Below are 5,566 nucleotides of genomic sequence, written 5' to 3' on the forward strand. Positions count from 1 at the left end.
GTTTTCCGTGAATTTTTGTTTCGAAATTGACGTTTCCTATTCAGTTTTAAAAGATCTAATCACTTCTTTTTCGCATCGGTTATCTCAACCGTGCCCGTTAATAATACCACTCACACATATTCATGTCAACGACTTTTTTTAACTTTATTTCAGTTGTTTTGTCATCTCAAAGTTATGAGCAAGCCTAATTGATATTATCATTTCAACCACTCAATGTCAATTACTAATTTATACTTAAATTAACTTTCTTCTATTCTATAGAATAGAAGGCTTTTCTTGAGCAGTGCCTGTTGATAATATCATTTACGCACCACAGTGTCAACACAATATTTTCAACAAATGGAAATATTTACTATTTTGTAAGGTGCTTATTCATAATAACACAATTTATAAGTATTATCCATCCAAAAATTCCAAAGTTTTCGCATTTTCTTCCACCAATCACATGTTTGTTGTTGCACAATTGAATCATCTCATATATAATAATTAACAGTTGCCCGAGTGGTGAAATTGGTAGACGCAGTGGACTCAAAATCCGCCGATAGTGATATCGTACCGGTTCGACTCCGGTCTCGGGCACCAAGTTAAATGAACAGGCTATCCAAATGGATAGCCTTTTTTGTATTATATTGACTTACTTTCAATTATATCAGCAAACTCTTCGATAAACTCCTTCAGTCCTTCTTCAGGTAAATGATGAACATAATCTTCTTCCTTATAATCATCAATATAGCCAGACATAATTTTATCTGGAAGTATATACCCAAGTCGTCTAGCTATATGTACTGCAAATGCATTAAATGCACTTCCATTTGCAGTAACGATGTTTCCATCTTCAACAACAGGTGCAGCAACAAAATTATCCGCTTCTATAAAAGGAAGTAATTCATGCATTTCTGCAAATAAAGAATCCGTATACTTTTTCCCTTTCAATAAACCTGCTTGCGCAAGAAATACTGGACCTGCACAAATTGCACCAATCAAAAAATCCTGCGTGTCTTTTAAACTTTCTAAAAACGCTTTGAGCTTTTGATCTCGTAATGCTATACGAAAATCACTACATCCCGATAATACCAAACAATCATAATCATTAACAGAAAACTCATCTACTGTTTTATTAGGCATAACCTGTATACCCTCTTCACTTGTTACAACTTCTTTACTTGTTGCGATAATATCAGTAAATGTATCACTATTCCAACGTAATACATAACTTAAATTTGATATTTCTTGCATACTAAACGCTGGATATACCAATAATGCAATTCTTTTATTCATAATATCCCTCTCTTTTCATCATTCTATCACACATAAAGAAAAGAGAGCTACACAACTCTCCTTCGTTTTATAATTCAACTACGTGTTCATCATCTGCTTTTGGCAAGATTAAGTTTAAGATAACTCCAACTAGCGCACTTAATGCAGTCCCCGATAATGTTGCAGCTCCACCTAATGAGAAAACAGCTCCACCAAGACCAACAACAAGCATTGCACTAGCGATAATTAAGTTTCTTTGTTTTGAGAAATCGACTTGGTTATCTACAAGTACACGTAATCCATTACTTGCGATAACTCCATATAGCATAATTCCCATACCACCAAGTACACAATTAGGGATCGTTTGAATTGCCGCGCTAACATATCCACAAAACGATAATGCGATTGCAAAACATGCAGCGCCACCAATTACATAAACAGAACCAATACGTGTCATACCAATAACCCCAGTATTTTCTCCATATGTAGTATTGGCTGGTCCCCCAATAAATGCACTAACTGCAGTAGCTACACCATCTCCAGTTAAGGTGCGATCTAACCCAGGATCTTTTAAGAAATTTTTTCCACAAATTTTTCCTAAAACCGTGTGATCACCAATGTGTTCTGAAATTGTAACAATTGCAACTGGTAGCATCGCAAGTGTTTCAGGTCCAAAATATAAGTTATATTGTTTGAAGTCTCCTAGTGCAAATGGAAATGCAAATGCAGGCACTTCAAATAACTTCGCTGTTTCAAATGGTGAGAAATCTACAATCGCTCCTCCAAACCCATCAACTGGCAAGAACAACATTGCAAGTACTGCTAATACAGTCGCAACTACAAATGGAATTAATTTGTATAACCCACTTGTTTTAAAAACTGCAAAATACAATCCAACAAGTACTATTGCAACAGTTACCGTAATTGCAACACCTACCATCGGAAGTACAAGTGCAGCTACATATCCGATAATAATCGCACACAAGAATGGGACGATTTTCAAGAATCCTTTTGCTTTCGTCGAAATTAATGCAGCAGCAAGGAAGGTAATAATCGCCACTGTCATTTGCCCTAGTGTTCCATCCACAGTAAATCCAGCATTCCCAACTGCACTTCCTGCAAGTCCTAATCCAATAACCGCAATCATCGGACCAATTACAATTGGTGGCAATAACTTATCAACCCAGTTTTTACCAATCACTTTTATAAGCAGTGCAGCTCCCACATAAATTACACCTACTAGCATTAGTCCAGTTTGTGCTGCTGAGATATCTCCATTCATAGAAAGAACTGCTGAATTTACGGCACCAATATAGGCAAATGAACTTCCTAAATATACAGGAACTTTCGCTTTGGTACAAAAGATGTAAATCAGTGTTCCAATTCCTGAAGCAAAGATTGCTACAGATACAGGATATCCTGTCAAGATTGGTACAAGAATTGTTGCTCCAAACATGGCAAACACATGTTGCACACTCAGAAAAGCCCAAATCTTCGGTGATGGCTTTTCATCAATTTGAATAAGTAAATTATTCGTCTTTTCTGTCATTATGAATCCCCCTTATTTTCTTTCATTGACATTTTTACAATATAAAAATGGAGTTCCCCCCATTTTTAGTTTCTTTTTTTGAAGAATACTGGAATGCTATCGTCTTCAATCTCTTCGATTTCTACTTCGTTTGTACGTGTTGGTTGTACCGTTTCACGTTGACGAGCTGTAAAATCAAATGTTTCGATTGGACGTTCATCCACTTTCTTTTCTGGTTTTGCTTTTACTTCATCAGCAAAGCCAGTTGCGATTACCGTAACAATAATCTTATCTTGAAGTGCTGGATTGATCGCTACCCCAAAAATCGTATCGATATCTCCTCCTGCAGCTTCCTTAATATATTCAGTTGCGTCGTCTGCATCATATAAACTTACGTTTTCACCACCAGTGATGTTAATGATTGCTTTTTTCGCACCTGTAATTTTCGCTTCTAGTAATGGTGATTGAATGGCTTTATCAGCAGCAACTTTTGCTTTATCTTCACCATCAGCCATACCCACACCAATTAATGCTTTTCCTTGGTCCATCATTGTTGTTTTAACATCAGCGAAGTCCAAGTTAATAAGTGCTGGTGCAGCAATTAAATCGGTAATTGTTTGCACACCTTGACGAAGTACATTATCTGCCGCTTCAAATGCTTCAATTAATGGTTTACGTCCAATCACTTCTAATAGGTTATTGTTTGAAACGATAATTAATGAGTCAACACTTTCTTTAAGTTCTGTTAATCCCATTTCGGCTTGTTTCATTCTCGTTCCACCTTCAAAACTGAAAGGTTTTGTAACAATACCAACCGTTAAAGCTCCTTCTTCTTTTGCAATTTTCGCAAATAATGGTGCAGCACCAGTTCCAGTACCTCCACCAAGACCTGCAGTAATGAACACCATGTCACTACCTTTAATCGCTTCGCGAATTTCATTTTCTGTTTCTAAAGCAGCTTTGCGTCCAACTTCTGGATCACTACCAGCTCCTTGACCTTTTGTTACTCCCATACCAAGTACAATTTTGTTTTCTACTGGAGAAGTATTAAGTACTTGTAAGTCTGTATTAGCGACAAAGAATTCAACTCCTTGTACACCTTCATTAACCATACGATTCACAGCGTTACATCCACCGCCTCCGACTCCGAAGACCTTTATTGTAACTACTTTCTTGAATTCATTATCACTCATCCTGAGTTTCCCTCTCTTTCCTATTTGTTTAATAAAATTTTCTTTAACTTCTTCGTGAATGCATTGTCGTCTTCTTTTTGTAACTGACGCACACTTTCGGTTGAAATTTCAACACCTTCACTTTGCATATGTACAAGTGCTTGCAATTTCTTATGCGTATAAATTGCTCCAAGCACTGCACTGTAACAACTTCTTCTTGTTCCTATCGTTGAAGGAATGTAAACTGAACAATCCAAGATGAATCGATCTTTTATACTTTCCATACCTAAGATATCTGCTCCCGAACCAGCTAGCACCATACGTGCTTGTCCAGTTTGAGCAATCATCTCATTGGCTTCATTGACACCAACAATCCAATGTTGCAATTCTTCTTCAATTGCACTATATATTTCTTTTCGCGTAATTTCGCGATACTCTTCTTTTTCACTGTAAATATAGATGATAGAATCATCTCTTTCATATGTTGGGAAAATCGCTGACTCTTTTAATAAATCTGTCGCTTCTTTCTCTGTAAGTCTAAATTTACGACGAATTACTTGTGCAAGTCTCTCATAACCAAACCCTAGAGATTCACATCCCATAAATCGACCTTTGTAAAATAACGCTAAATCGGTATCGTACTTTTCAAAATTTGTGAGCACAACATATTTGTCCATCGATCCTTCAATAATTGCTGCTTCTTCAGCAATCGCATATGTATCTAAACAAATATCAGCTACTCGTAGTCCCGCATTTTCTACACACAAGACAAATTCATGAACTACTTCCTGTTTTGCACAAATAAAATCAATATCCATTGTTAACGTTTCTGAGCGTTCATCAACAGGTAATGATCGAGAAGCAATACCTCCATTTATATATGTGATTGCACCTATATTTACAAATTCATATCCATCAATTTGGAATGAATCGATCGCTTTTTCTATTCCTAAACGTGCATGACTTGTACGGATTCTACGACTGCCTTCTTCAATTGGCACGTTTACTCTTCGCTTAATGCATTTCACATCTGCTGAAGGTATACACAAAATAATACTTTTTAGGCGAAAACCTAAACTTTTCTCCACTGCATCCAACATTGTTACAATTGAAGCAGCAACAACTGTTTGGTTCACAATTCGTTTCTTTTGTATTCCGTCGGTCTTGACGCGTTCAACTTTTAATGGATTGAACCGCGACATATAGAATTCCCCTATAATCAAGCGTAGCTCATCATCTGCTAATTCCAAACTAGCATAATACTGTTTTGCCTGCATCGCTTAACCTCCATCCTTACTTAACATTAATTCTATCATACTTTGTTATACAAAAAAACTCTTTTCCACAGGTGAATCACATATTTTTTCATTCATTCTGTCACAAAGCAAGATTTATTTTCATTTAATTCATAAAGTTCATTTTCGAATTAGGGATTTTTATGATTACCTTCTCAAATATGAAGCAACAGCTTCTAATTTTATGTTATTTTCATAAAGTTTCACCTTTCTTACAATAGCTCAATTTTCAAACTAAGTGCAACACAAGTGGTTAAATGCATATTATTCGATGAATTGAAGCTTTTTTATGTGCTAATATATTCAAAAACCAT

General features: G+C 36.1%; 4 protein-coding genes and 1 tRNA gene. 1 reads left to right on the forward strand and 4 read right to left on the reverse strand.

What is annotated here, in order from left to right; genetic code table 11:
- Nucleotides 1-495: 495 nt before the first annotated feature.
- Nucleotides 496-582, forward strand: a tRNA-Leu gene (locus tag M2098_RS11430).
- 42 nt (nt 583-624) lie between these two features.
- Here the strand turns inward: M2098_RS11430 and M2098_RS11435 are convergent.
- The 4 genes from M2098_RS11435 to M2098_RS11450 form a co-directional block, all read right to left on the reverse strand.
- A complete protein-coding gene (locus tag M2098_RS11435) occupies nt 625-1,278 on the reverse strand; it encodes a DJ-1/PfpI family protein (protein WP_280684611.1) in 654 nt (217 codons plus the stop codon).
- A 67-nt stretch (nt 1,279-1,345) separates the two neighbouring features.
- Nucleotides 1,346-2,806, reverse strand: a complete 1,461-nt coding sequence (locus M2098_RS11440; RefSeq protein WP_280684609.1) for a solute carrier family 23 protein — start codon at nt 2,804-2,806, stop codon at nt 1,346-1,348.
- 65 nt (nt 2,807-2,871) lie between these two features.
- Nucleotides 2,872-3,978: a cell division protein FtsZ gene (gene ftsZ, locus M2098_RS11445; RefSeq protein ID WP_280684607.1), complete on the reverse strand. Its 1,107-nt coding sequence runs from the start codon at nt 3,976-3,978 to the stop codon at nt 2,872-2,874.
- 20 nt (nt 3,979-3,998) lie between these two features.
- Nucleotides 3,999-5,234, reverse strand: coding sequence for a hypothetical protein (locus M2098_RS11450; protein ID WP_280684606.1), 1,236 nt, complete (start codon nt 5,232-5,234; stop codon nt 3,999-4,001).
- Nucleotides 5,235-5,566 lie beyond the last annotated feature (332 nt).

It is taken from the genome of Breznakia sp. PFB1-19 (assembly GCF_029893935.1).
Classification (GTDB): domain Bacteria; phylum Bacillota_I; class Bacilli_A; order Erysipelotrichales; family Erysipelotrichaceae; genus Breznakia; species Breznakia blatticola.

Excerpts from the sequence above, each read along its gene's own strand:
- M2098_RS11435 (WP_280684611.1), bottom strand. The coding sequence starts at position 1,278 with ATGAATAAAAGAATTGCATTATTGGTATATCCAGCGTTTAGTATGCAA.
- M2098_RS11440 (WP_280684609.1), bottom strand. The coding sequence starts at position 2,806 with ATGACAGAAAAGACGAATAATTTACTTATTCAAATTGATGAAAAGCCA.
- M2098_RS11450 (WP_280684606.1), bottom strand. The coding sequence starts at position 5,234 with ATGCAGGCAAAACAGTATTATGCTAGTTTGGAATTAGCAGATGATGAG.
- ftsZ (WP_280684607.1), bottom strand. The coding sequence starts at position 3,978 with ATGAGTGATAATGAATTCAAGAAAGTAGTTACAATAAAGGTCTTCGGA.